The organism is Streptomyces sp. NPDC028314 (genome assembly GCF_055565795.1).
The window spans coordinates 583,517-608,172 of record NZ_JBVHTP010000002.1 but is presented as its reverse complement, the minus strand read 5'-3'; the positions used below and the strand labels follow the sequence as shown (position 1 = coordinate 608,172).

At 76.0% G+C, this 24,656-nt stretch carries 14 protein-coding genes; 6 read left to right on the top strand and 8 right to left on the bottom strand.

Features of this window, described 5'->3' with window-relative positions:
* Nucleotides 1-61 precede the first annotated feature (61 nt).
* The gene (locus tag ACZ4TG_RS06955) at nt 62-2,020 is read left to right on the top strand and encodes a sensor histidine kinase (RefSeq protein WP_468160273.1); all 1,959 of its coding nucleotides are present in this window, start codon (nt 62-64) and stop codon (nt 2,018-2,020) included.
* A 69-nt stretch (nt 2,021-2,089) separates the two neighbouring features.
* On the opposite strand, the gene ACZ4TG_RS06950 is transcribed toward ACZ4TG_RS06955, so the two are convergent.
* The 8 genes from ACZ4TG_RS06950 to ACZ4TG_RS06915 form a co-directional block, all read right to left on the bottom strand.
* Entirely contained in the window at nt 2,090-2,695 is a 606-nt protein-coding gene (locus ACZ4TG_RS06950) for a response regulator transcription factor (RefSeq protein WP_468160272.1), read from the bottom strand.
* A 159-nt stretch (nt 2,696-2,854) separates the two neighbouring features.
* Nucleotides 2,855-4,120 carry an MFS transporter gene (locus ACZ4TG_RS06945; protein WP_468160271.1) on the bottom strand — a complete coding sequence of 422 codons (1,266 nt, stop codon included), beginning with the start codon at nt 4,118-4,120 and terminating at the stop codon, nt 2,855-2,857.
* The gene (locus ACZ4TG_RS06940; RefSeq protein ID WP_468160270.1) at nt 4,117-6,600 is read right to left on the bottom strand and encodes a hypothetical protein; all 2,484 of its coding nucleotides are present in this window, start codon (nt 6,598-6,600) and stop codon (nt 4,117-4,119) included. The genes ACZ4TG_RS06945 and ACZ4TG_RS06940 overlap by 4 nt, the downstream gene beginning before the upstream one ends.
* The gene (locus ACZ4TG_RS06935) at nt 6,597-9,062 is read right to left on the bottom strand and encodes a lantibiotic dehydratase (protein WP_468160269.1); all 2,466 of its coding nucleotides are present in this window, start codon (nt 9,060-9,062) and stop codon (nt 6,597-6,599) included. Before ACZ4TG_RS06935 ends, ACZ4TG_RS06940 begins: the two co-directional genes overlap by 4 nt.
* A 38-nt stretch (nt 9,063-9,100) precedes the next feature.
* A complete protein-coding gene (locus tag ACZ4TG_RS06930; RefSeq protein ID WP_468160268.1) occupies nt 9,101-10,693 on the bottom strand; it encodes a hypothetical protein in 1,593 nt (530 codons plus the stop codon).
* Nucleotides 10,690-13,101: a lantibiotic dehydratase gene (locus ACZ4TG_RS06925; protein ID WP_468160267.1), complete on the bottom strand. Its 2,412-nt coding sequence runs from the start codon at nt 13,099-13,101 to the stop codon at nt 10,690-10,692. The genes ACZ4TG_RS06930 and ACZ4TG_RS06925 overlap by 4 nt, the downstream gene beginning before the upstream one ends.
* The gene (locus ACZ4TG_RS06920; protein ID WP_468160266.1) at nt 13,098-14,996 is read right to left on the bottom strand and encodes a hypothetical protein; all 1,899 of its coding nucleotides are present in this window, start codon (nt 14,994-14,996) and stop codon (nt 13,098-13,100) included. Before ACZ4TG_RS06920 ends, ACZ4TG_RS06925 begins: the two co-directional genes overlap by 4 nt.
* A 73-nt stretch (nt 14,997-15,069) precedes the next feature.
* Nucleotides 15,070-15,210 carry an ammosamide/lymphostin RiPP family protein gene (locus ACZ4TG_RS06915; protein WP_468160265.1) on the bottom strand — a complete coding sequence of 47 codons (141 nt, stop codon included), beginning with the start codon at nt 15,208-15,210 and terminating at the stop codon, nt 15,070-15,072.
* A 271-nt stretch (nt 15,211-15,481) separates the two neighbouring features.
* On the opposite strand from ACZ4TG_RS06915, the gene ACZ4TG_RS06910 reads away from it, so the two are divergent.
* Genes ACZ4TG_RS06910 through ACZ4TG_RS06890 form a run of 5 tightly spaced genes read left to right on the top strand, consistent with a single transcriptional unit; the run spans nt 15,482 to nt 24,656 of the window.
* The gene (locus tag ACZ4TG_RS06910) at nt 15,482-18,115 is read left to right on the top strand and encodes a hypothetical protein (protein WP_468160264.1); all 2,634 of its coding nucleotides are present in this window, start codon (nt 15,482-15,484) and stop codon (nt 18,113-18,115) included.
* Nucleotides 18,082-19,185: an NAD(P)/FAD-dependent oxidoreductase gene (locus tag ACZ4TG_RS06905; RefSeq protein ID WP_468160263.1), complete on the top strand. Its 1,104-nt coding sequence runs from the start codon at nt 18,082-18,084 to the stop codon at nt 19,183-19,185. Before ACZ4TG_RS06910 ends, ACZ4TG_RS06905 begins: the two co-directional genes overlap by 34 nt.
* On the top strand, nt 19,178-21,802 hold the full coding sequence (locus tag ACZ4TG_RS06900; protein WP_468160262.1) for a lantibiotic dehydratase: 2,625 nt from the start codon (nt 19,178-19,180) through the stop codon (nt 21,800-21,802). Before ACZ4TG_RS06905 ends, ACZ4TG_RS06900 begins: the two co-directional genes overlap by 8 nt.
* A complete protein-coding gene (locus ACZ4TG_RS06895) occupies nt 21,799-23,241 on the top strand; it encodes a TldD/PmbA family protein (protein WP_468160261.1) in 1,443 nt (480 codons plus the stop codon). The genes ACZ4TG_RS06900 and ACZ4TG_RS06895 overlap by 4 nt, the downstream gene beginning before the upstream one ends.
* Nucleotides 23,238-24,656, top strand: coding sequence for a TldD/PmbA family protein (locus ACZ4TG_RS06890; RefSeq protein WP_468160260.1), 1,419 nt, complete (start codon nt 23,238-23,240; stop codon nt 24,654-24,656). Before ACZ4TG_RS06895 ends, ACZ4TG_RS06890 begins: the two co-directional genes overlap by 4 nt.

The window sequence follows — 24,656 nt, the reverse complement described above, 5'->3', positions numbered from 1 at the left end:
ATTGGTCCACCAGCGCACCATGGCAGGCTCACTGACTCGTGATCAACTGCCGGGGGGCAGCGTGAGATTCGAAAAGCTCGAGACGGCTGCGTCCACGTCGCTGCGCTTCTTCCGCGAAGACATTCCGGTCCGCCTCGCCGTGCTCAGCACCGCCGCCGTGGTGGTGGGATTCTGCGGTATCGACGCGCCGTACGTCTTCAACGAACACACGGCGACCTGGAAACTCCCCGTCGCGGTGGTCTGCTTCATCGGAATTCTGGCGACCCAGCTGTGCCACTCCTTCCCCCGGCTGATCACCATCGCGCCGCGCACCCGCTACTGGACCCTGGGCCTCCAGGCGCTCTTCACCCTCGGCACCCTGCCCATCTTCGGACAGGCGCTCCTGGGCATGGTGCCGCTGCTCGCGGGATCCACCCTGCTCGTGCTCCCGCGCAGGCTCGCCTGGGCGGGCTTCGCCTTCGTGGCCGCCTGCGACCAGGCCGCGATCTACGTCCTCGGGATCGGCTGGAACGCCTTCTACCTGACGGTCCAGTTCCTGCTCAACGCGGCCGTGATCTTCGCCCTGCCGCGGCTGACGGAACTGGTCGCGGAGGCCCACCATTCCCGCGCGGAGCTGACCCGCCTCGCCGTCACCACCGAACGGCTCCGCTTCGCCGGGGACCTGCACGACCTCCTCGGCTACAGCCTGTCCACGATCGCCGTGAAGTGCGAACTCGCCGACCGGCTCATGCCGGTCAGCACCGCCCGGGCCGAGAAGGAGCTCGACGAGATCCTGGACACGGCCCGCCAGGCCCTCACCGACGTCCGCCTCGTGGCCCGCGGCTACCGGCAGATGTCCCTCGCCGACGAGGCCCGCGACGCGCGCAGCATGCTCGAATCCGCCGGTCTCCAGGTGAGCCTGGCCCTCGACCCCGTGCCGCTGGACTCCGGCACCGACACCGTCCTCGCGACCGTGCTGCGCGAGGCGCTCACCAACATGCTGCGGCACAGCAAGGCCGAGCACTGTGCCATCACCACCTCGTGCGCCGACGGCCACGTGGAGCTGCGGATCGTCAACGACGGCGCCGACGCGGCCGCCAGCCCGGACCGCGGCGGCAGCGGGCTGCACAGCCTCACCCACCGGGTCGGCCGGCTCGGCGGGACCCTCGTCACCGAGCTGGACGGCGGCTCGTTCCGCCTCACCACCCGGATACCCGTACGGGCCGGGCGCCGGTCAATGCCGGACACCGCGGCCGGAATTCCACAAGGGCCGCCGCCGGAAATAGCGGATTCGGCGCGCTATGCACCGACCTTTGCGCCCCGTACCGCAACAATGCTCACCCTCGGCATCCTTCTGGGGTATTTACTCCAAGGTGTCAGTTTCATGTACACGTTCCAATTGAGTCTTCCGTTACTCCTGGCCGGCTCTCTCGTCCTGCTGGCCACCCTGGGCCTGCAACTGAAATGGATCTATCCGCGGGTGGTCCCGCGCCCGCTGCGCAGCCGGTACGCGGTTCTCGGCGCCCAGGCGGTGATGGCCTTCGCCCCGTACGCCTTCCTCCAGGACCGCTGGCTGGGCACCTCCGGCTTCCTGGCCGGCACGGTCCTGCTGGTGCTGCCCCGCAGATGGCGCTGGCTGGTCTTCGGCGTCATCGTCGCCGCCACCGTGCTCATCCGCTTCGGCCTCGGCGAGGCGGCGCTGATCCCGATCGTCTACCACGGGCTCATGACCCCCATGACGGGGCTCGTGATCTTCGGCCTCTCCCGGCTCAAGAACGTCATCGCCGAAGTCCACCAGTCCCGCGCCGAGCTCTCCCGGCACGCCGTCACCGCGGAACGCCTGCGCTTCTCCGGCGTCCTGCGCGACCTGCTGGAGTACAACCTCTCGGCCATCGCCGTCCGCTGCGAGCACGCCCGCCGGCTCGCCTCCTCCAATCCGGCGGCGGCGCAGCGGGAGATCGCCGAGATCTTCGGCACCGCCCGCAAGGCGCTCACCGACGTCCGCAGCGTCGCCCGCAACTACCGCCCGCCCGCGACGTAGGCATCCCGGGCGCGGTCCACCCTGCGGCCGCCCGGTCCCCCTCCGGTCCGGGCCGCCGGATCCGGCCCGCTAGATCCAGCCCGCCTCGCGGGCGATCCGGATGGCGTCCACCCGATTGCGGGCGTTCAGCTTCGACACCACCGTCGTCAGGTAGTTGCGTACGGTCCCCGCCGACAGGAACAGCCGGTCCGCGATCTCGGCGGGCTCGGCGCCGTCCCCGGCGAGCCTCAGCACCTCGGCCTCCCGCTCGGTCAGCGGACAGTCGTCGCTGTCCAGCGCCGCGAGGGCCAGCTGGGGGTCGATCGCCCGGCCGCCCTGCATCACCGTCCGGATGGCGGTGGCGAGCTGGGCCGGTTCGGTGTCCTTCAGCAGGAAGCCGGACACGTGGGCGGCGAGCGCCCGCTTCAGGTTCCCGGGCCGGCTGAGGCTGGTCAGGATCAGCGTCCGGCACTGCGGTGCGGCCGTGTACAGGGCCTGCGCCGCGGTGATCCCGTCGGTGCCCGGCAGGTCGATGTCCAGGATGGCTACGTCCGGCTGCACCGCCTGCGCCGCGGGAACGATCTCATTACCGGACGCCAGTTCCGCAACGACCTCCATGTCGTCTTCCAGTTCGAGCAGGGTGACCAGCGCTCGACGTAGCATGTGCATATCTTCGGCAATAAGTATCCGGATCATCTATCCCCCGTTACAGCCCCAGGAGGCCATGCCTCCGGCAGGGACCGCAATCCGATCCCTGCCGAAATCATAAGGTGAGGCACTCTGGAGCTGTTCCGTCCGGATCACTTCGGCATATAGCCATTTCCTTCGGACGCCGTTCACAAACCGGCCGAGATGCTAACGGATACGGTTACGCGACCTCTGCACCACGACGGTCAGCAGGGCCGCGATCGCCGCCATCGCCGCCGCGACGAGAAAACCGCCTCCCGGATGTCCCGCGGAGGCGAGACCGCCCGCCAGCGCCGTGGCCACGGCGCCGCCGCCCTGACCCAGCGCGTTCAGCCACGCGAAGGACTCCGTCATCGAGTCCTCGGGGGCCACCTCCTCCATCGCCGTGTACTGGGCCGTCATCATCGGCGCGAGCGCGAGGCCGACCACCGCGACCAGCACGGCGAGACCCCACAGCCCCTCGATCGCGGAGGCCGCGGCATAGCCCGCGCCCAGCAGTACGAGCACCACCCCGAGGTGCTGCGCGCTGGTCCCGCGCAACTTCACGGCCCCGTAGGCCAGTCCGCCGAAGACGCTGCCCACCGAGAGCGCGGCGATCAGCAGACCACCCGCTCCGGCGTGCCCCCGCAGTCCCGCCGTGGCGAGCAGGGCGACCTCCACACCGCTGATCCCGCCGGTGGCGAGCAGCCCGACCGGCAGCATCCAGCGCACCGGCGCCGAGCGCAGCGGGCCGAGCCAGTCGTGGGAGTCCCCCGCGGAGGTCTGCCAGCGGCGCACGTCGGGCGCCGCCGCGAGGGCCAGGCAGCCGCCGAGGGTGAGGGCCGCCGTGACGGCGAGCGCCCCGCCGCCGATCCCCAGCGCCAGCATCAGGGCCACCGCGGAGGGGCCGAGGATGAACACCGCGTCCACGACCACCGATTCGAGGGCGAAGGCCGCCGCCCGCAGCCCCTCGTCGTCGAGGGAGCGCCGCCACATGGTCCGCATGACCGGACTGATCGGCGGCAGCAGGGCGCCCACCACGAAGGACAGCGCCATCGCCACGGCCTCCGGGGGGACCCCCCAGCCGCGGATCCCGTCCCGCGCCGACAGCGCGGCCAGCAGCGCGAGCATCGCCGCGGCCTGCCCGATGCCGCAGGCGAGGAGCACCCGCCGGGCCCCGCGCCGGTCAACGGCCCGGCCCCGCACGGGACCCGAGACCCCGACGCCGACCGCGTAACAGGCCGCCGCCGCGCCCGCGGTGGCGTACGAGCCCGTACTGCGGGCGATCGCCGTGACCAGGACCAGGCTGAACATCCCGCTGGGCAGCCGGCCCACCAGGGCGGCCACCGACATCCACAGCGCCCCGGGCGCGGCGGCGAGCCGCCGGTAGCGGGCGAGGCCGGTCGTGGCGGCGGAATCCGCGTCGCGGGCGGCGGACCCGGTCCCCGTGCTCATCGCGTCCTCCCCTGGTCCGCGCCCTGCGGCCGCGGATCCCACGCGACCAGGCAGCCGGTACGCAACTCGGCGCAGACCCCGGCGCCTTCGGGGCGCCACCACAGGTCGGGGTAGTCGGGCAGCATCTCGCTGACCAGCACCCGCGCCCCGGGCAGCCGCATCAGATCGGCGACCGCGTACGGGTCCGCGAAGTCCACGAACAGCGGCTTCGGCTCGTCCGGGTGCCGTACGAAGACCCGCCGGGGCAGCCCCGCCTCCCGCCGCAGCCGCTGCGCGGCCGACCAGGCGTCCAGGCCGGACAGTGCGCCCGGCACGTCGAGGCGCCACCGGGCCCGCTGCACGACGACCCCGTCGACGACGATCCGCGGGGTGCTCCCGCCCGTGTCGACGACGACGGGGTTGAGGGCGGGCACGGCCAGCGCACGGTGCACGGCCGAAGGGATGTCCCCGCTGTAGAGGCGCAGCCTGCGGTCCCCGACGAGCACGGCGGTGCCGTCGCCCGCGATGTCCACGTCGGCGACCGGGACGGTGCGCGAGCGCGGTTTGGTGGAGTAGCCGCCCACCTCGATGCCGAGTCCCGGCATCTCCGGCACCAGGAACTTGTTCCGGCGCCGCGAGACCACCGCGGCCATCGCCTCCGGGTCCAGGACCTGCACCACCCGCCGCTCGAACTCCGCGCGCAGTGCGGCCCCTTCGGGGTGCAGCCGGGTCACCGCTCCGGCCACGTAGCTGCCGTCGTCGTGCAGTTCGCTCAGCACCCAGGTCGCGGACTCCCAGGGCCCGGCGGCCATCAGGTCGGGGCCCGCGAGGGTGGCGTACAGATCGTCGGGGGCGGTGTCGGGCAGATGGCGCGCCACCAGGGCGGAGATGTCCTCGGCGGTGAGGTGCGCGGCGGTGAGGTACGCCGCCCCGTGCGCCCCGCCTGCTCCGGCCGCCCCGCCCGCCCCGTCCGCCCCGGTGCGCGCCGTGACCAGCGCGGCCAGGTCGGACCGCAGGGCGTCGGCGCGGCGGGTCACCGCGGGCAGCTCCAGCGACCCGGCCCGGGCCAGCGGCACCGGCCTGCCGCCCGTCGCCGCACGCAGCGCCTCGCGGGCGTCCTCCCGGTCGAGCAGCGCGCCGAGGAAGGACAGGGGCAGTACGGCGTCCAGTGCCGAGCGCAGTCCGCGCAGGGCGGGCCCCCCGAGGACGGTACGGGCGCTCAGCGGGTGGGCGCGCTCCTCGTGCAGGACGTAGCGGTCGGCGTAGTGGGCGCCCTCTCCCCGGCGCACCTCGCCGCCGAGCCCGGCGGCCACCTCCTCCGCCGCGGTGAAGGCGTCCCGGCGCTCGGGCCAGGGAGCCGCGGCGAAGGCGGCGGTCGCCTCGGCGATCCGGTGCGCGGGCCCGTCCGGGGCGGCTTCGGCGGCGACCAGCCGCTGCAGGGGGTGCATCTCGTGGCTGGGCAGCGGGGTCTGCCGGATGACGGTCGGGCCGAGTTCGGCGAGCAGCGCGGCGGCCTCGCCCTGCGCGACACCGGCGGCCGCGCACGCCTCGGGCAGGGTGCGTTCGCCGTCCAGGGCCCGCCACAGCCGCAGCGCCGGTTCCCCGACCCGCTTGAACCGGCCGTCCAGGGCGCTGACCAGCCGCCCTTCGCCGGCACGGAAGAGCGGATGGCGCCGGGGCCTGCGCCCGTCGGCCGGGGTGGCCGGGTAGCCGGCCCGGGCCAGGAGCTCCAGCAGCCAGATCCCCGGCTCGGCGTACACCCGCTCCGGACCCGGCTCCCCGAGCAGCAGGCCGGGCTCGGAATCCGGGTCGAGGTGCACGAAGTGGGTCGGGCCGAAGAAGGAGGTCTGCTCGCAGCGCACCGAGAGCCTGCGCAGGTAACGGGCCGCGGTGGCGAGCGATTTGCGCTCCCGCTTGCCTGGCTCCGCCGTACCGAGGGCGGCGATCCGGGCCAGGCCGTGCTCGTGGAAGCTCTGGCTGGACAGGAAGACCGCGTGCTGGAGGCGGGGGTCGGCGCTCAGCTCGACCAGGCGCCCGGTGGCGCGCCGCCGGGCCTCCTCGTGGCGGCGCCCCACCTGTGCCTCCGCGGCGGCCACATCGCCGAGCAGGTCGTTCCACCGCTTGGGGATCCCGGGTTCTCCCGCGGCGGCCTCCCAGGCCCGCGCGTCGGCCCGGCGGATCGGCCGGCCCGCCGCCACGGCGCGCCGCACGTCCCGCCGCAGGCTCACGGGCAGACCGACCAGCGCCTCGCGCAGGATCCGCTCGCGGGCCGCCCGGACCTCGTCCCGCAGCCCGGCCGCGCGGTCGTCGGCGGCCGGCAGCCCCGGGTCGGCCAGCGAGGCCAGGCCGTCGACGGCGAAGCCGGGGGTGCGCAGCATCGCCCAGGGCATCAGCTCCCAGTCCAGGCGGCCCGCGCCGAAGGGGACGCCGCCCCGGATCACCACGTCCTGGGGCCGGCGGCCCCGGGCCGCTTCCGCGGGGGCCTCGGCGGCGGTCGTCACAGCTCCTCCACGGTGTACCCGGCGGTACGGCCGCGGGTCATCTGCATCCGCAACTCGCAGGTGTAGCGCCCTGATTCGTCCCGCAGCCACAGTTCGCCGGGCCCGGGGTACATCTCCTCCGCCACGACGTCCCGGCCCTCGGCCGCGCCCTGGCCCAGCAGGTGGCCGAGCAGTTCCGCGCCGAACGGCGACTCGGTGTCGACGAGCACGGGTTTGCGTTCCGACTCGACGCGCGCGAACACGAACCTCGGCAGCCCCTGCCGCCGGGCCAGGCGGCGCAGCGTGAGGAGCGAGTCGGCGCCCCGGCCGCCCGCGGGCAGTTCGCCGGCGCCGAAGGCCCACCGCTCCCGCTGGTAGCAGGCTTCGTCGATGGTGACCCGGCCCAGGTGCCCGGAGCCGCCGCGCACGGGGGCGTGCAGCACGGAGGGCGCCGACAGGGCCGCGAACGGCGGATACGTGGTGAGGTCGTTGAGCATCGGGTACAGCAGGCGGGGCCGGCCCTCGGGATCCAGCAGTACGGGCCTGCCGCCGCGGACCTCCACGGTGCAGTCGGGACCGGGCACGTTGTCCGTACGGCCGTCCGGGTCGGTGGCGTTGATGACCAGGCGCGGCCCGGGGAACCGGTAGTAGCCCTTGTTGCGGCGGCTGGTGGCCAGCGCGACCAGATCGCCGCCGTCCTCGGCCAGCCAGTCGGCGGCCACCCGGTCGAAGGCCTCGGGGTCGCGGTGGAAGGTCGCCAGCCAACCGCTGAGCAGCAGGTGGTGGTGGACCCGGGCGAGGACCACCCGCCAGCGGCCCGCGGCGGCCTCCCCGGGATCCGCCATGGCGAGACAGACGTCGGGGAGGGCGTAGCGCGGACCCGGCTCGGCAGCCCCCAGGGTGTCCGCGGCAAGCCGTACCGCCTCGCCGTCCGCCGCCGGTACGGCGACCGGCCGGACCGGCGAGAACCTGCTGCCCTCCTGGTGCTCGGGCCGCGCGAGGGCCGCGTAGTCGTGGAAGCCGAGCGAGCCGCCCGCCTTCTCCACGAGCTCCGCCATCTCGGCGCCGTGCCCGGCCTGCACCCGGTCGCCGAAGGCGGCGGACAGCTCCAGCGCGGGACTGAGGACCCGGGACAGTTCGGCTGCGGCGTCGGAGCCGACGGTGAGCCGGAACGGCGAGGCGGCCTCCTCGAAGAGGACCAGCCGGTCCGCGTAGACGGCTCCCGCCCCGCGCCGGGCGGCCACCCCGGTCAGCTCGGTGAACGTGGTCTCCAGCTCGGCCAGCGCCGCCCGCCGGGCCGCCACGCCCCCGGGCCCCCCGGCGGCCTCCGCGAAGGCCCGGCACTCGGCGGCGAGCAGGTCCAGCCGGGCGAGCCAGGTGTCGCGGGCCACCCCGGCGGGCAGCGCCGCCAGGGTCCGGCGCAGCCCGGCCAGCGGGTCGACGGTCTCCCCCGGCACGTCGAGGAGCCGGATCACCGCGCCCGCCGTCATCAGCGGACGCAGCGAGGCCCAGGCCTGCCGTACGGTCACGCCGGTGCGCTCCGCCAGGTCGGCGGGGCCGACGGGCCCCTCTGCCAGGGCGTCGAACAGCCGCAGTGCCTCGTAGCCGGGCCGCAGCGGTTCGCCCGGCCCCTCCAGGACGACGGCGTCGCCCTCGCGCCGGGCCAGCAGGCTCACCCGCAGCGGGACGTCCGGGATGAGCGCCCGGTCCCGGCCGATCGCGCGGGCGAGCTCGGTGACGGCCCAGTGCGCGAGCAGGGCCCGGCGGGCGGGCGGCGCGGTGCGCTCCACGGTGATGCCGCTCGCGTCCCCGGTCACCTCGCCGTAGCCCATGGGCCCGTACGCGCTGGCCGTCTCGTTCTTCGCGCAGAACCGCTGGAGGTACGTGTAGAGCTGCCGCTCGACCCGACGGTGCTTGGCCGTGTCGGGCACCGGGCCGTCGACGGGCCCGCCGGAGAGCATCCCGTCGTACATCCCGGGGTTGGAGGTGAAGACGGCGTCGCTGAAGCGAGGGTCCGCGGCGAGCTGCCGCAGCCGCTCGCGCAGCCTCGGCAGGTAGGCGGCGTGGACGTCCGCGAGCCGCGCGAACGCCGTACGCCAGCGGGCCACCGCCGGGCGGGCGCGGGCGGGCACGGGCGGGTGCCCGCCCGCGGTGAGCGCGGCGACCAGGGGCGGGGCCGCCTCCCCGAGCAGGGCGGCGATCTCCTCCTCCACGTCGAGCACGGCCTCGCAGGCCTCCAGCACGGCCGGGTCGGCGCCCAGGGACTCGACCCAGTCGAAGGGGAGACCTGCGTGCCGCAGCACGAAGTGCGGGGCGAGCCGCCAGGCCCCCGGGGACGGGATGCCGGCGGGCCCCGGCGCGGTCCCGGGCTCGTTCGCGGTCTGGGGCTGGTCCGCGGTCTCAGGCTGGTTCGCGGTCTGGGGCTGGTTCGCGGTCTGGGGCTGGTTCGCGGTCTCGGCGACCGGTACTGCGGTGGGACGCACGGGAGTTCCTGCCTTCGTGTCGTGGTGGCCGAGCCGGTTCATCGCCGGACCAGGAGGCCGCTGCCCACCAGCGCGTCCAGGACGCGGGTGCGGGTCGCGGGGGCGACCCCGGGCAGCGCCTCGGAGTCGTCGACGGGCCTGCGTCCCACCCGCAGCCGCTCGGTCACCCGGCGGTCCACGCGTACGACACGGCCCAGGCGCAGGTCGACGGCATGCCCGCCGACCAGCACCACGTCGGGGGCCAGGGCGATCCCGGGCTCCGGCGGACCGGCGTCCGCCCCGCCGCCCGGCCACGCGTCCGGCGCCACGTACGCGGCCGCGACCCGCGCCGGGATCAGCGTCCCCGAGGCGGCCAGCGGCGCCCCGAGCTCGGCCACCAGGTCCCGGACCTCGTCGGCGTCGAGGGTGCCGGGGGCCCGGAAGTCGTGGCCCCGGGCCAGGTCGGGCGCGCCCTGCGTGGAGCGGGCCACGCTGACGGCGCCCCAGTCCGGGTCGCTCCAGTGCACCGGCCAGTCGAACCGGCGCAGCCCGACGAGCCGGTCCACGGGGCCGTCCGGGGCGGTGAGTTCGGCCACCGCGGCGCGCGCCCGGTCGGCGCCGACGCCCGGTGCGCCGAGCCAGAGTTCGGCCAGGACGGTGACACCGGCCGCGCGCAGGGTGGCGAGGGCCCCCCGGAGCCGCTGCGTCGGCACGACGTTGCCGCCGCGGCCCGTCCAGGTGTCCGGGCCGGCCGCGCACACGCCGAGCACCGCGACCTCGCAGCCGCTCGCGATCAGCTCGTCCGGGGCCTCGGCCGTGGAGCGCAGGCCGACCCGGCCGGCCCAGGGGCCCGGCGGCACGGGGTCCGCCGCCCGTTCCCGCCAGTAGGGGCCGGCCGGTGCCTGCGGCTCGTCGGGGAGTCCCGCGATCCGCCAGGTGACGGGGCGGCCGGGATCCGCGTACCGGGCACGGCTCAGTTCGGGCAGCGCCGAGAGGACGGGCCAGTGGGTGCGGGCGTATCGGCCGGTGACCTTGAGCGGTCCCGGCAGCCGAGCGGCCAGTGCCAGCGCCGCCGGGAGCTGCTGGTCCCGTTCGAGGACCAGCCACACCTCGTCCCGGGCGCCGACCGCCGCCACGGCGGCGTCCAGTTCCGGGTCGTACGGGGCCGCCCCGCGCGCCGCCTCCCGGACGGCGGCGGACTCCTCGGTGGTGCCCCGCTTCAGCTCCAGGTCGTCCAGCGTGACCTCCACGGGGAAGCCCGCGCCGTCGGTCCGGAAGGGCACCAGCAGCGCGGCGGCCCGGAGCCGGGACAGCGGCCCGGCCGGATCGGCCAGCGCGGCCACCGCCGCCCGCACCTGCGGCGGCTCCACACCGTCCTCCGGACCGCCGCTCTCCGTACCGCCTGCCTCGGGACCGCCGTGGCCCGGAGCGCCGTGGCCCGAAGCACCCTGACCCGGACCGCCGTGGCCCGGACCGCCTCGACCCGCCCCGGCGCCCTCCGCACCGCCCCCGGCCGCCGCCTCGGAGAGCACCCGGGCGAAGAAGAGCCGGCCGCAGTCGACGATCCGCGCCGGCCGCCCTTCCCCGTCCGGCCAGGACACCCTGAGGGTGGGGTCCGCCATCGGGGGGACGACCACCGTGACCCGGCTCATGACCGCTCTCCCCCCAGGTGTCCGACGAGCGCGATCCGGAACTCGCTGGTGTACGGGCCCTCCGTACGGTGCAGCCACAGTTCCCCGGGCCCGGGCAGCATCTCGCTGACCGCGAGCGGCCCGGCCGCCGCGAGCAGCCGCAGCTGCTCCTGGGCCTGCGGGACCTCCAGGTCCAGGTAGACCGGCTTGGTCTCGGAGGGGCTCAGGGCGAAGACGTGACGCGGCCAGCCGCGGCGTTCGCGTTCCGCGGTGACGGCCTCGAACAGCTCGAAGCGGTTCTGCGCCCCGGTGACCGCGGGCAGCGCCCCCGCCTCCAGGTCCCAGCGCTCGCGCTGGACGACCACGTCCCCGAGCACCAGGCGCGGGGTGTGCCCGCCCGTACGGAGCCTCGGGAACTCCACCGGCACCGGGGCGAACACCCTCAGGTGCGGGTGGTCGTCCTCGCCGACGTACAGGGAGACGGGCCCGTGCGGGCCGATCAGTTCCGGTTCGCCGTCGCGCAGCACCGCCCGCATGTCCCCGACCGCGATCCGGCGGTCCGGTCCGGTGCCGGACCGGCCGGCGACCTCGATGAAGCGGCCCGGATAGGCCTCGCTGATCAGGCCCTTGTGCTGGCGCCTGCGCAGGACGGTGGCCGCGCGCTCGGGCCCGCCCCACACCTCCAGCACCGGGTCGACGGCCCGCGCCAGCGCCTCGGCGTCCGGGGCGAACTGGCCCTGCAGGCCCCACGCGAAGACGTACGGGTGGATCTCGCCCAGGACCAGCGGCGCGTCCGGGTCCGCCTGGAGCATGACGTCGGGGCTGACGAAGAACGCGCCCTCGGGCGGCTCCGCGAGGTCGGCGACCTCGGCCGGGTCGAGGTGCGCCCGGCGGCCGTCGGAGGCGGCGAGGAAGCGGCCGAGGAGTTCGCGCCGCCAGCTCCCCCACCTGTCGAGTACGGGTTCCAGCGCGCCCTCGGCCAGCCGGTCGGCCAGCGCTTCGGCGAAGTCGAGGAAGGGCAGCGAGCCCCCGCGCTCCGCCAGCACCCCGGCCGCGACGGCCCGGAGCCCGTCGCGCTGCACCCGGCCCGCGGTCAGGCCGAGCCGGAAGACGGGGTCGAGGGCGTACTCGACCCGGTGGGCCAGGGCGGCGGGCCACCGTACGGGCTGGCCGTCCGCGCGGCAGTCCTCGAAGAGCACGAACCGGTCGGCGTAGGTACGGCCCTGGTTGCGCCGGGCGGGCACCCCGGTGACGGAGGTGAACAGCTCCTCGGCCTCGGCGAGGAGCTTCGTACGCCCGGCCACCCCGGTCTCCTCCGCGAACCGGGCCAGCAGTGCGGCCATGTCGGCGGCCGCCGCCCTGAAGGGCTCGGACTCGGGGATCCCGGGCAGCCGGGACACCACCTCGCGCAGCGGGTGGACGGTGGTCGAGCTGGGTTCGAGATCGCGGCGCAGCACCCTGGCCCGTTCCAGCCCGGTGATGCGCCGTTCGGTCTCGGCGGCGCCCAGGCCGAGTGCGGCCGCCAGCGCGGACGGGGTCCGGGTGCCGTCGGCGGCGCGCAGCAGCGCGGCCCCGACGGCGTCGAGCTCGACGGGCGGGCGGCCCGGCAGCGTGGCCCGGTCGCCCTCGATGACCACCAACGGGACGCGGCGGGGAGGGAGTTCCCGCCGGATGGCCGGGACCGCGGCGGCGGCGCGGCCCCAGGCGGCGGCCGCCCAGAAGGCGAAGAACACCTCGCGCTCGATCACCCCGCCGGGTGCCTGGGGGCCCGAGGTGACGGTGTCGGCGGCCGGGTCGACCCGGCCGAAGCAGACGGGGCCGAAGAAGCTGGTGGTCTCGTTCTTGGCGGCGAGCCGCTGGAGGAAGGCGTACGCGCGCCGCTCCATGGCCCGGTCGGCCGCCGTGCGGGCCCGGCCCTCGCGCACGGGGTCGCGGTCGCCGCGCTCCAGGGCTTCGAGGAACCCGGGGGACAGCAGGAACACCGCCTCCCGGACGTCCTGCCGGGCGGTCAGCTCCTCCAGCCTGACCGCCACCCGCGGTTCCTCTTCGAGCAGGGCGAGCCGGGCGCGTTCGGTGGCGTCGGCCGCGGCGTCCAGGGCGGTGGTCCAGCCGAGGTGCGCGGTCTTGAGCTCCTCGGACCACGGGCCCGGGGGCAGTTCGACGCGGCCGGCGCGCTTGCCGATCCGGGTGCGCAGCTTCGACAGGGCCCGCAGGGCGGTCCGGTCCCCGCCGCCGCCCTGCACCCGCTTCACCTCGGCCGGCACGACCCGCCCGAGCAGTTCCCGCCGCGCCTCCTCGGCGTTCTCGCGCCAGGCGTGGGCCGCGCGCAGGGCCGCGGCCGTATCGGTGCAGCCGAGGCCGTCGAGCATGCCGAGGCCGAAGCCGGCCCGCCGCAGCACGAAGGGGTCGAGCATCCGGAATCCGGTCATGTCCGCTTCCCCGGATCCAGGTTGACGAGCTGGAAGGGCCGGTTGAGCTTCGTCTTCGGCCGGGGCAGCGCGGCGGCCACGGCCTCACCGCCCGCCTCCAGTGCGGCGACCAGCCCGGCCGCCTCGGCGGCGTACATGAGGCTGCGGGCGGCGAGTTCGCGGATGCCGGGCGCGGGCGGCTCCGCGGCCGCGACCGCCCGGCCGGTGCGGGCCAGCGCCAGGGCGTACGGATCGGCGAGTACGGCGGCGGAGGCCTCGGCGCGCCCGTACCACCGGGCCGCCTCCGCCGTGCGGCCGAGGTCGAGGAGCAGGCCGCCGATCTCGGTGGCGAGGATCTGCTGGTGCAGCTCGTCGTCGAGGCGGCGGGCGAGGTCGTGGGCCGCGGTGAAGCCGGCCAGCGCCTCCTCGTGGCGTCCGGCCCGGTAGTGCAGGCCGGCGGCGCGGTAGCTGTGGTGCTTGAAGAAGCTGTCGCCCCAGCCCGAGCTGATCCTGGCGAACTGGCCCCAGGTCCTGCCCGCCGCGTCGAACTGCCCGGCCATCTCCTGGAGCACGCTGATGTTCGAGATCAGGTTGATCTTGAGGTGGGTGGCGTCCGCCGAGTGGAGCTTCGAGATCAGGCCGACCGCCTGCTTCTCCTCGGCCATGGCCTGCCGGAACTCCTTGGCCCGTACGTGCGCCAGCGCCCGTACGTTGCGCAGCCAGGCCTGCTCGACCGCGGAGACCGGGGTGTCCACGGCGGCGAGCCGGGCGAGCCCGCGCTCGATGTCGGCGACGCCCTCGGGGAGCGTGCCCGACCGCTTGACGGCGAGCAGGGCCCGCAGCAGCAGGACGCGCGCCTCGCTGACCGCGTCGGGCGCCTGGTCCAGGGCCGCCGCGAACTCCTCGCGGGCGCCGTCGAGATCGCCGGTGAGGGCCCGTACGACGCCCAGGCAGCGCAGCGCGAGGGTGCGCAGGTGGGCGGGGGAGGCCGCGGACGCCTCGTCGATGCCGATGGCGGGGGTGCCGTCACCGGGGTCGATGGCGACGAAGTGCGCGGTGACCTTCGCCGTGTCCAGGCCGGGGTGCGCCTCGATACGGGCGAGCAGTTCCTCGGCGGCCAGGATCGCGCCCTCGTGGTTGGCGCTGAAGAAGGCGGAGCGTACGGCGAGGAGCGCGGCGGCGACGGCCTGCTCGGGGTCGCCGGCCGTGTCCAGGGCCGCGGCGAGATGGCGGTGTTCGGCCACGGCCGGCTCGTGCGCCTGCTCGGCGGGGGGCGTGTAGCGGTCCGGACCGGGGACCACCGCGCCCGCCGGGGCCAGCCGTTCGGCCAGTGCGGCCAGGGCCCGGCCGCGTACGTCGGCGGCCCGTACGGAACCGCGGCCCGGGCCCTCGGCGAGGGCCGGCGGCTCCGCGTCGGCCACCGTCAGCCGGACCCCGTCGGGCGCCGCGGCGAGGGCGAGGCGTTCCACCACGCGCGGCAGGGCGCGCAGGGTCACCACGTCGGCGTGGCCCGTACCGCGCAGGACCAGGGGCCGCCCGGTGGCCAGCAGGCCGGCGGTTATCGCCTCGGCCGCGGTGTCCAGGACCCGGAAGACCTGCTCCGACTCGGCGTGCAGGCGCCGTTCCGAGGGCGTGCCCGCGAGGTCCGCGAGCAGCGGCGCCTCCGGATACGTACCGGGGAAGATCCACTCCCATTCCGGCCGGCGCCGGTCCGCGACCGCGGCCAGTGCCTCCGGCGCGATCGCGCCGAGCGCCGTCAGCACCGACCGCAGCCCGCAGAAGGCGACGGGGAGCCGGGTGCCGATGTCCACCTCGACGGCTCGGAGGCCGTCCGGTGCTCCGGGACCTTTGACGCGGTCCGCCAGCGTGTGCGGCGGCTCAGTGGTGCCCGCCAGGCTGTTCACGGCCGTACCCACCACGGCTCCCCTTCGTCCCTACGGAAATATCGGATCAAGATGAATTTCGAATCCCACCGGCCCCGACTCGGGGTCAGGCAAGCGGGGCGATACGGTTCTCTATCTCCTCCAGGAGGAATTCCATATCGTCGAGATCGTCGATTTCTTCACCGTCGACCGCGGCTTCCCCGGTCGCTTCGGCCAGGTTCTCGGCGACGGCATGCTCTTCGGCCATGGCTGGACATCCCTTCAGAAATGCCGGTTCACCTGGGCACTTGGCCGATGATGGACCGACGTCTTGGCCTTCGCGACCAATGAAACCGAATCACCCTCAAGATGCGGACGAGAAGCGCTCAAGGACTGCTCGACCCCATAAAACGGGCCCCGGGAAATGATGGCGGCACCGGTTTTCGCTGTGCCATTCTCAATGCGAATCGGAGCCAATTCGAGGGCCATCCCAGGTTTCCGTGAAGGGAGCGAGGCCATCCCATGGACAAGGCCATTTCATGACGGCACATCCCACAGCCCACTGGCAGCCCGCGCCGCTGGCACTGCTGCGCCGCACCGGGTTCCCCTTCGAGCTGCTCGACCGCCTGGCCGACCCCGAGGTGGCGAAGGCCCTGCACCGCTGCCGGCTGGCGGAGGAGGAACTGGGCGCAGTGTGCGCCGAGTTCACCGACGAGGTCCTTCCCGGCGCGATCCGGGAGCAGGAGGCGGCCGGGGCCCCGGCCGCGGTCTTCAAGGCCCTGTACCGGGCCCGCCGCTCCGCCGTCCGCGCCGCATGCCCGCCCGCCCCCGCACTCGCCGCCCTCGAACCGCTCGGCCCCCGCGTCGCCGCCTGGAGCGGTGACGTGCGCGCCGCCGACGCCCGCCTGGCCGAGAGCCGCTCCCACCTCGCGAGCACGGCCGACCGCGCCCTGCTCGACGCGCGGACCCGGCTGTGGGAGACGGCCACCGGGCCCCGCTTCCGGGAGGCGGTGCTGCTGTCCAACCCGGGCGCCTACGAACGCGTCCTGCAACGCGCCGACGCGGCGGTGCCCGGCCGGCGCAACTCCCGGGTGCGCAGCGAGGAAGGTCTGCTGTACGCCTACCTCCAGCGGTTCTGCGCCAAGAACGAGTCCGTGAGCTTCTTCGGCCCCGTCGACCCGGTGCGCGTCGAGCCCGGCTCGTCCGAGGCCCTGCGCCTGGAGCGGCGGCCCGGCACCCTCCAGGCCCGCTGGCTGCGCGCCTCGCACTGGGCCGCCGAGGCGCTCGGCGCCCGGATCGCCGCCGACCCCCGGATCGAGGAGCTGCTGCCGCTCGGGCTCGCACCCGGCTGCGCCCTCTCCCCCGACGGCCGCCGGCTCACCACCCCCTCCGGCCGCGGCGCCGCCCTGGACCCCGCGTCGGCCGCGGCCGTACGCGCCTGCGGCGCCGGCGCCGGCACCGGCACCGGCACCGGCACCGGCACGACCCTGGCCGGCTTCGCCCGTACGGCCTCCGCCGAGGAGACCGCGGCCGCCCGCGCCCTGCTGGCCCGCGGGGTGATCCGCCGCGGCCTGGCCGTCCCGACGAGCGCCGACGACCCGCTCGCGCAGCTGCGCCGCCAGGTGGCCGCACTGCCCTGCACCACCGGGGCCGTCCGCGAGCGGCTGGCCGAACTCGACCGCTTCGGGGCCTCGGTGGCCGCCGTGGCGCAGGCCGGCTCCGGCGAGCGCCAGGCCGCGCTGCGCGCCGCCGAGGAGTGCTTCACCGAGATCACCGGCTCCGAGGCGCGGCGCGCCGCCGGAACGATCTACGCCGACCGGCTCGTCGTCACCGAGGACTGCCGGGGCGACGTCACGGACGCCTCGGTCGGCGGCCCGCTGCTCGACGCGATCACGGCCCGCCTCGACCTGGTGCTGAGGCTCTCCGCCTCGTACAGCCTCACCGTCGCGGAGGAGATCGGCCGGCGGGCCCGCGCCGTCCACGCGGAACTCGCGGAGCCCGTCGGGACGGACGGCGCGGACGGCGCGCAGGGGGCCTCCGTCGGCTTCCTGCGCTTCATCGCCGCCCTCGACGACCGCGTCCGCCTCGACGAGGTCATCGCCTCCCCCGCCGTCGCCGGGTACCTGGAGCGGCTCGCCGCCCTCGTCCGCGAGGCCGCCCCGTCCCCCGAAGACACCGGCGACGACGGCACCGTGCAGCTGACCGAGGCCGACCTGGCCCCGCTGCTGCGGCCGCTGCCCCCGGGCCTGAGCGTGTCCCCCGACATCTTCCTGGCCGCGCCCGACGAGGAGGCGCTGCGCGACCGGGAGCCCGAGGTGATCGTCGGGGAGATCCACCACGGGACCCAGGTGTGGACCCACCTCGGCGCACTGCTCCCCGACGACGACCGCGGCCCGCTCGCCGAAGCGCTCGCCGCCCTGCTGGAGGTCGACGGGCAGCGGCCCGCCTCCCTGATCCACCGGCGCACCCAGGGCAAGGCCTTCGAACGGGACCTGCCGGGACCGGACATCGAGGTGCTCGGCCGGTCCGCGAAGCCCCCGGCGGAGCGGCTGCGCGCCGGCGACATCACCGTCGTCCGCACCGCGCGGGGCACCCTCGGGCTCCACCACCCCGTCCGCGGACCGCTGTTCCTACGGCCGCGCGACCCCCGGTCGGCGTCGAGCTGGCTGTTCGGACCGCCTCCCGTGGTCCTCCCCGTACCCCCGCTCACCGGGGCCACCCCCCGGGTCCGGGTGGGAGGCGCCACCGCCTGGCGGCGGGGCTGGGAACTGCCCGCCGCCGCGTTCGACGGGCTGCTGCGGGCCCGGGGCCCCGCCGAGGCGCTGCTCGCCGCCGACCGGCTGCGCGGGGAGTACGGGCTGCCCGGCCGGGCCTACGTACGGGTCGCCGGGGAACGCAAGCCGTTCTACGCGGACCTCGCGGAGCCCCTGAGCCTGGAACACCTGGCCCACATGGTCCGCTCCGCCGCCGGCGACGGCCCGGTACGCCTCGGCGAACCGCTGCCGGACCCGGCCGACTGGTGGCTCGCGGACGGCGCCGGCTCGTACAGCACGGAACTGCGCATGACGTACTGCACCCGCCCGCCGCTCCCGCACGAGGGACCCGGCGCGCACTCCGGACCGCTTGGAGAGGAAGACTCGTGGAAGACACCCGGTACGACACCGCCGTCATAGGCGCCGGGGTGGTGGGCGCCTCCGTCGCCCGCCGGCTGGCCGCGCTCGGCGCCCGCGTATGCCTGCTCGACGCGCACGGCGTCGGCGGCCGCGGCTCCCGCGCCGCCGCCGGGGTGGGCGTGCCGTCGGTACGCCTGCTGGCCGACCCGCTGATGCTCGGGTTCGCCGAGGCCGGCCGCAAGCAGCTCGTGGCCGACCTCGACGAACTCACCGGCGGCGACCCGGGCCGGCTGCGCACCGAGGCCGGCGTGCTGCGCCTGGTGCGCGACGCCCGGCACCGCGAGGAGCTGGAGAACGCCGTCGCCGCCCACCCGGGCTGGCTCGGTCAGTGGCAGGCCGGCGGGGAACTGGCCGCGCGCGAACCGCTGCTCGCCTCCGACAAGGTGCACGGCGCCTACCACGACCCGGGCGGCCTGGTCCTGGACGCCGACGCCTACGTGACCCGCCTCCAGCAGGCGGCGGCCTCCGCCGGCGCCGTCCTGCGCCGGGGCACCCCCGTCCAGGGCGTCGAGAGCACCCCCACCGGCGTCACGCTGACCACCCCCCGGGGAACGGTCACCGCCGACCGGGTGGTCGTCGCCGCGGGCGCCTGGTCGGGGGCGATCCCCGGGCTGCCGGCGCTGCCGGTCCGCCCGCTGCGCGGCCAGATGCTGCGCCTGGACACCCCGGACATCCCGCTGCGGCACGTGGTGTCGGGATCCATGTACGCGGCTCCGAGCCCCTCGGGCACCGTCGTCGTGGGCGCGACCGAGGAGAAGACGGGGTTCACCGAAGCGGTCACCCCGGAGGGGCTGCTGATCCTCAGCGCGTTCCTCAGCCGGGTACTGCCCCGGCTGGCGGCGGGCCCGGTCCGTACGACGTGGAGCGGCCTGCGGGCATCGACGCCGAGCGGACGCCCCCTCATCGGACGGCTGCCGGGCGCCGAACGCGTCGTGGTCGCGGCGGGGCACGGCGGCCAGGGCATCCTGACGGGCGCGCTCACCGGGCAGGCCGTCGCCGCCTTCCTCGACGGCGGCCACGACGAATGGTGCGAGGCGTTCGCCCCGGACGGGCCGGGCTCCGATGACTGAGGCACCGCGCACGGAGGCACGGCTCACGGAGGCACGGCCCACGGGGGCGCCGCGCACGCAGGCTTCGCTCACGCAGGCTTCACTCACGCAGGCACGGCCCACGGGGGCACCGCGCACGGGGACGCCGCTCAGCGAGGCACCGCTCACCGAGGCGCCTCCGCAGGCCCAGGCACCCCTCCCGGAGCCCGCGGCCGCGGGCTGGGAGCTGCACCCGCAGTTCATCCTGCGCAGCACCGGCTTCCCCTTCGCCCTGCTCGACCGGGTGTCCTTCCCGCTGTCGGCGGCCGCGATCGACTCCGCACTGGACGCCGAGCAGGAGGTGACCGACTCGGCCGAGGCCGCCGTGGCCCACCTCAAGGCCCCCGAGGCGGTCACGGACAGCCGGCTGCGCGGAAAGCTGTGGAAGTCGCTGTCCCGGCGCCGCCCGCTGCCCGCCCGCGAGGAGCTCGCCGGCGCCCTGTCGGACCGGTCGCTGGCACTGCTCGACCGGTACGCGCGGGCCCTGGCCGGCCTCGATCAGGCCCGGCAGAGCGCGCGGCGGCAGTTCGACGAGGAACTCCCCGTGCGCCGGGCCGCGTTGCGCGAGCTGGCCGCCGACGAGCGCTTCCAGGAGGCCGTCTGGCTCTCCAGCCCGCAGATGTACGAACGCGGCCTGCGCAGGCACCTCGCCGCCGAGAGCACCCCGGCCCCGCGCAACGGCCGGACCAGGTCCCTGGAACGCCAGTTGACCGGCTACCTCCAGCGGGTCGCCGCCAAGAACGAGACGGCCTCCTTCTTCGGCCCGATCAACTACGGCGACTTCACCGCGCCGGCGGGCGAGCGGCCCCGCGCCGGCACCGTCGTGCGCCGGCACGCCTACATCGCCTACTGGGTGGTGCGCGCCCTGGCCGACCGGATCGCCGCCGACCCCGAGGTACGTCCCCACCTGCGGCCCCGGCCGACCCCGCTGGCCCGCCCGGGGCCCGACGGCACGTCCGTGGTCCTCGCCCGGACCCGGACCGTGCGGCTCGGCGCCCTGGCGGCCGCGCTGCTCCCGCTGATCGACGGCAAGCGCTCCGCCGCGGCCCTGGCCGGGGAACTCGCCGTACCGGTGGCGGAGGTGGTCACGGAGCTCGGGCACCTCGCGGAGCAGCGTGCGGTGGCCTGCGGCATCGATCTGCCGGTGACCGAGCCGCGGGCCCTCGAAGCGCTGATCTCCCTGGTGACCGAGCTGCCCGACGGGTGCGCGGTGCGCGCCGACTGGCTGACCCGGCTCAGCGGACTGCGCGGCCTCCAGGAGGAGTTCGCGACCACCGACTTCACCCGGCGCCGCGATCTGCTGGACTGGCTGGAGCAGGAGGCCGGCGAGCTGACCGGCCTCGACCCCCGCCGGGCGGGCGGGCAGCTCTACGCGGACCGGCTGGTCATCACGGAGGAGTGCCTGGGCGACGAGACCCCGCTGCGCCTCGGCCCCGACGTACGGGCGCTGCTGACCGCGGAGCTCGCCCCCGTCCTCGACCTGTTGGCCGCGGTGGCGGTGTCCCGGCACGAGGCCCTGACGGCGGACGCACTGGCGGCCCTGGGCCTGTCCGAGGGCGACCGGATACCGCTGCTGCGCTACCTGGCGAAGCCCTGGAGCGAGGAGGACACGGCCCCGCGCACGCCCTGGACGCGGGCCGTCGAGGACCGGCTCACGGGTGCGGAACCCGTCGCCCTCGACCCGGCGGACATCGCCGTGGACCCCGCGCGGCTGGCGGGCCAGGCGCTCGTCTGCTCCCCGGACATCATGATCGCGGCCCGCGACCTGGACGCCGTGCGCGCCGGGGACTTCACGCTGGTGCTCGCCGAATCGCACGACACCGTCCTGCTGTGGGGCTGGGCCCTGCAGTTCCTCGCCGATCCCGCGGCCGCGCAGGAGGCGGGCGCCGGGCTGCTGGCACGGCTCGACACCGACCGGCCGCTGGCGAACATGCTGACCTCGAAGCGGGCCAAGATCGTGCCGTTTGAGTTCCCCGGCCCGACGGTGGAGGCCTCCCAGCCGAGCCACCGCACCGACGGCGGGACCATCCCGGTGGGCGATGTCGACGTCGTCGTACGGGACGGGCGGCTGCTGCTGTCGGCTCCCGGCCATCCGGCCTTCCAGCTGCACAACGGCGAGCTGGAGTCCGCCGCGCACAACGCGCTGGCCCCGCCGCGGGTCCGCCCGGTCACCTTCGGCGGACGCGAGCGCGGCCACACGCCCCGGATCACGGTCGGCCGTACGGTGCTCCAGCGCGAGCGCTGGAGCGTCGACCGGGCCGAACTGGCCCCCGTACCCGCCAAGTCCGCCAGTGCCGACGACACCTCCTTCGCCCTGCTGACCGCCCTGCGGCGGACCGCGCGCGCACACGGGCTGCCGCGCTGGGTGTTCGCCAAGATCCCGGGCGAGCGCAAGCCGGTCCTGCTGGACACCAGCGGGCTCTTCCTCGCCGAGCTGGTGGCCCACCTGAGCGCGGACGCGGCGCAGCTGACCCTCTCGGAGATGCTGCCCGGCCCCGACCAGCTGTGGTTCGACGGGCCGGACGGGGCGCACACCAGCGAACTGCGGCTGAGCGCCGCCCGGGTACGGCCCGCCGGTACACAGGAGGCCCGCGGGTGAACACACCCCACGCACAGCACCCCGTGCACGCGCACGCGCCGCACACCCCGCACACCCCGCACGCGCTGCACACCCCGTACGCGCTGCTCGACCACGGCGCGGCACTGCGCGCGGCCGCCGCCGCCTCGGGTCCCGGCCGCAGGGCCGAGGTCTTCGCGGAGTCGTACCTGCTCTCCAAGGTGACCGCGGACCCCGAGGGCCTGCACCTGGAGCAGCGGCACCGGGCCGGCACCGGGCTCACCCGCATCTCCTCCGACGGGGTGCACCACCGCCACGTCCCCCACCTGGACGAGGACCGGCTCGCCCTGCTGCACGGCGACCCCGGCCCGTCCGCCCCGCGCCGAACCCCCGGCGGAACACCCGGAGTCCGCCCCCGCGGCGACGACGGCCTGGCCGCCGTGGAGCCGCTGACCCGGCTGGTCACCCTGGCGGCCGACGCCCTCGAAGCCGCCCACCCGGGTGTGGTGACGGCCCGGGTCACCGGGGAGCACGTCGACCGAGCCACCCTGGTCGCCCGCGAGGACGGGCTGCTCCGCGAGGACCGGCACACCCACGTCGAACTGCGGCTGTACGCCACCGCGCGGCGGGGCGGCCGTACCGCGCGCGCCCTGCGGGTGGTGGGCGCTGAGGCCGCCGGTCCCGGGCCGTCCGACGAGCGGGTGCGCGCCGCCGCCCGGGACGCCGCGGCCGCCGCCGTGCGCAACCTGGACGCCGTGGAACCGCCGACGGGCGAGATGCCCGTCGTCCTGGCCCCCGGCGGACCCGGCGCCCTGCTGCACGAGGTGTGCGGGCACGGGCTGGAGGCCGATGTGGCGGGGCAGCACGGGGCCGCGTACGGCGGTCTGCTCGGCGAGCGCCTCGCCGGCTCCCCGCTGACCCTGATCGACGCCCCCGGCGCCCCGGCCGGCGCCGGCCTGTACCGGTACGACGACGAGGGCGAGCCCGCGCGGCCCGTCGCCCTGCTGGAGGACGGCGTCCTGCGCTCCTACCTGCACGACCGCCGCACGGCCCGGGCCGCGGGCGTCGGCCCGCACGGGCACGGCCGCAGGATCGGCTACGCCTACCCCGCGCTCCCCCGCATGAGCTGCACGTACGTGGCGGCGGGCCCGACCGACCCGGAGGAGATCATCGCCGCCACCCGTTCCGGGCTGTACGTCGAGTCGATCGTCTCCGGGGAGACGGACATGAGCTCCGGCCGCTTCAGCGTGCGCGTCACCGCGGGGCGCCTCATCGAGAACGGCCGGCTCACCGCGCCCGTGCGCGAGGCCACCCTGACGGGGACCGGGCCGGGCGTCCTGCGGTCGATCGACCTGATCGGCAGCGACCTCGCCTTCATGCCGTACGGATACCAGTGCAACAAGCTCGGCCAGTTCCCCCTGACGGTCTCCGTGGGACAGCCCACGCTGCGGGTCGCACGGATGGCGGTGAGCGGACCGTGACCGGCACGGACACCACCGACACGACGGGCACGACGGGCACGACGGGCACCACGGGCAGCACGGGCAGCACGCGCAGCACGGGTACGTCGAGTCCCGCCGGGGCCTGGGACGCCAAGGACACCGACCGGCTCCTCCTCGGCTGCCAGGACCTGCTCGACGCGGTCCTCGCCGCGGGCGCCGACGACGCGGACCTCCAGAGCGTCTCGACCGCCGTCCGCTCCACCCAGGCCTTCTCGGACGGCTCGTACATCGAACGGGACGGCTCCGGCACGACCACCGGACTGCGCGTCCGCGCGGGCGGCGGAGCCGCGTCCCTGCTGCTCGGCGCGCCACCCGAGGACCCGCGCGCCACCGCCCGGCTGGCCGTCGAACTCGCCCGCCGCTCCAGCGGCCCGGGCGGACCGGGCCGCCCGAACCCGCTCGCCCCGGGCACCGGCGTCCACCCCCTGCCCCGCGGTCCGCGCTCCGCCGCCCCCGCCCGCGAGCTGCTCGGCACCCTGCTGGCACCCGCCGCCGGCGGGCCGGCCGCGCTGGGCGCCGAGCACGTCGCGACGCACGGCTGGACGGTGGTCGCGGACAGCACGGGCACCGCCGTCGCCCACGAGCACGCCGAACAGCACGTCTGGCACTGGCTGGAGGGCCTCGGCGGACACATGGTGGACGGTACGACGGCCCGCGACGCCGACGGGCTGCGCCCCGAGCTGCTGCGGGCGCGCGCCGAGGAGTTCCGCGCCGTCCACCGGGCGGGCCCGAAGCCCCTGGCAGCCGCCCCCGCGTCGCCGGTGCTCCTGCACCCCGAGGTCTCCGCGCACCTGGCGCGCAGCCTGGGCTTCCTGCTCTGCGCCGGGAACGTGCTGTCCGGGATGCGGCCGCTGCTGTCGCGCGTCGGGCGGCGGATAGCCGCGCCCGGGATCACCCTGACCGACGAGCCGCTGTCCCCGGTGGACGCCGAGGCCTGCCCGACGGAGCACCGCACCCTGCTGGAGAACGGCACCCTGCGCGGTTTCCTCAGCGGCCGGGCCTCCGCCGCCGAGCTGGGGGTCACCGCCTCGGGGGCGGCCCTGCGGGCGGCTCCCGACAAGCCCGTGGTCGAGAGCCCGGCGCACATCGCGCTCGCGCCGGGCACCGCCTCGCGGGAGGAGCTGCGGGCCCTGCTCGGCGACGGGATCGAGGCCGTCGGAGTCCTCCAGCCCGGCCGGATCCGGGGCCGGCGCGGCACCTTCACCACGGTGGTGCTGGGCTGGCGGATCGAGGGCGGCCGGCGCACCCACGCCCTCGGCCCGGTGCGGATCTCGCTCGGCGTCTTCGAACTGCTGCGGAACGTACGGGCGGTCGGCGACGACCCCGCGCGTTCCTTCCTGGCCGGGGGCGCCACGGCCCCCAGCCTCCTGGTGGACCGCATGGAAGTGGGTTGA